The following is a 2323-nucleotide window of genomic DNA, read 5'->3' as shown; positions in this document are numbered from 1 at the left end:
CTCCCCGGGAGGGGAACGCGTGCCGGGCCGCCGACGGGAGGTCAGCCGGCGGCGGGCGCCGGAATCATGCGGCCCGCGCGCTGACCCCCGGGGTCAGCTGCCGATGTGGCCGCAGGCGGAGTCGACCTTGTTGGCGTCGGTCTCGATCTTGGACTGCAGGTTGGCGCTCGGCGCGGTGCCGGTGTTGAGCGCGGTGTACATCTGCTGGTAGTCGCCGGCCAGCGCGCTGATCGCGTTCTTGGCGTCGGCGTTGCCGGCCTTGGCCGCGGCGGCGTTCAGCTCGTCGCTCGCGTTCTTGAGGTCGGCCTTCAGCGCGGCCGGGTTGCCCGCGTCGGCGGAGATCTTGTCCGAGTACGTGGTCACCGTGCTGGTGGCGCTGGTGCACCCGGGGTCGATGGCCTTGACCACCTTCGAGCCGATCACCACGAAGACCACGATGCCCGCCACGATCGAGAGCAGCGAGACGATGAGGCCGATGATCGCCGGCGCCTTGCCCTTGCCGGCGCTCTTCGACTTGACCAGGCCGATGATGCTGAAGATGAGGCCGAGCGGGGAGCAGAGGAAGGCCAGGATCAGACCGGCGATGGCGAAGCCGTTCGAGCCGGTCGGCTGCGGGGCCGCGGCCGGGTAGCCGTACGGCTGCTGCGGCGCGCCGTAGGGCTGCTGGGGGGGTATGGACACGTCAATCCTTAAGGGGACACGAGGATGGCCGGATAGGAATACCGGAAGCCCGCACTCCTTGGCAACTCTGAGTAATGACGGCGGCCGTGAGGCCGGGCCAAATCCGGCCCGGCACCGCGCCCGCTTCCCCGGCCGCACGGTGACGGTTCGTGGTCGAAGCCGCCGACACCCGGTGCCGGCCCGAGCACCGCTAAGACCGCGGCGGCCCACTGCCGGCGGATCGCCGGAGCCGAGCGTCGGCCGGCGGACGGCCGAATCGACCGGCACCCGATGCGCACCTGCGGAGCGCAGCCGGCGCCACGTTTCACCGGTGACACCGTCCCGGCCCCACCGTCCACCTGAAACGGGCCTGGGGGAAGCCTGAAACACCCTCACTCACGGCGACATCAAGGGGTCGCTTGCCCGGCTGAACCGCGAAGTCCGGCCCGCCAGCGGCGCATTGATGCCCCGACGCCTGACTGTCTCTCCGACGGGGCTGCGCGCGAGAACGGACCTGACCTGACCTGCCGGACCGTCAGCGCGACGATCGACCTGTCCGTGGAGCGCCCCGGCCGCAGCGTGCCGGTGCCGGTGCCGGGTCACAGGGTGCGGTGGAGGACGTCTTCCGATGTGTACGCGGTCCGCCTGCGCCCGATGTTCCGCCGGATCCGTGGGCGGTGGTCCGCTTCCGCGACCCGGAACGCGGCGCTGACCGGTGTGCCGGGCGCTTCCCGGCCGGACGGCCGTCGAGCCCTGCCCGACTTCCGCCGCCCCGCCGCCCAGGTGTATCGCCGCCCCGGTGCGCCGGCGGCAGCGGCCACGGTCCCGACCGCCGCCGTTCCCGCCGCTGCTCCCGCCGCGCCTCCTCCACGTGGCCACGGCGGGGACGGGGCCGGACGGTGCCGGTGCCGGGCCCGCCCCGGCGGGGGTGTGGCGGCGGTCTCAATGGCGGGCGCCCGGTGTCGACTCAGCGTGGTGGTCGTGGATGGGCTCGGTGACGTCGCCGGGGGCCGGGCGGTGAGTGCGCTCACACGCGAATGCCAGGCACGACGGCGGGTAGTGGTGTCCGTTCGGCGTCGTTCCGCATCGAGGCCGTAGGGCGTTTGCGCAGACCGGGAGGGGTCGGCGCACTCCGTTCCGCCCCGCCCTCGATCCGGTGCCGGTCCTCCGGCTACGACCGCGGATCGTAGCGAGGGGGCCTTGGAGGGCGCCGCTCCGGTCTGGCACCTTGGCATTCGTCGTCGGCCACACCGGCTCCTGTTCCTGCCGGATGCGGCCAATCGCCGAGTCACTCCCCGCGACCGTTCGGCCCCTGTCCGGCCGCGGTCCCGGGCGGGGAGTGTTCTCGGCTCAACCCGATTGAGGTCTTGCTCTTCATGCCCGCTTTCAAGCTCCGTATGCGTACCTCTGCCGCGATCCTCGCCGGCGCCGCTGGTCTGACCGCCCTGGGTGCCGCCGTGGTCCCCGCCGCCGCCAGCGCCGCGACCGCCTCCCCGCAGGCCATCGCCGCGCAGATCGTGCCGGCGGACCAGCTGGCCTCGTTCAGCCAGATCATCTCCCACGAGTCGGGCTGGAACGTGACCGCGACCAACCCGAGCTCGGGCTCCTACGGCCTGGGCCAGGCCCTGCCGGCCTCGAAGATGGCCTCGGCCGGCGCGGACTG

At 72.8% G+C, this 2323-nt stretch carries 2 protein-coding genes; one reads left to right on the top strand and one right to left on the bottom strand.

What is annotated here, in order from left to right:
- Positions 1 to 93 precede the first annotated feature (93 nt).
- Positions 94 to 681 (bottom strand): hypothetical protein, encoded by a 588-nt coding sequence (locus ACFV4G_RS43375; RefSeq protein ID WP_380449162.1) that lies wholly within the window; start codon positions 679 to 681, stop codon positions 94 to 96.
- Positions 682 to 2057: 1376 nt separating this feature from the next.
- Between ACFV4G_RS43375 and ACFV4G_RS43370 the strand changes: the two genes are divergently transcribed.
- The coding region (locus ACFV4G_RS43370) for a lytic transglycosylase domain-containing protein (protein ID WP_380449160.1) at positions 2058 to 2323 on the top strand (266 nt) is incomplete at its 3' end.

The sequence above is a fragment of the Kitasatospora sp. NPDC059747 genome (assembly GCF_042732955.1).
Taxonomy (GTDB): domain Bacteria; phylum Actinomycetota; class Actinomycetes; order Streptomycetales; family Streptomycetaceae; genus Kitasatospora.
The sequence above is the reverse complement of the archived record's forward strand: the minus strand, read 5'-3'. Positions and strand labels throughout refer to the sequence as shown.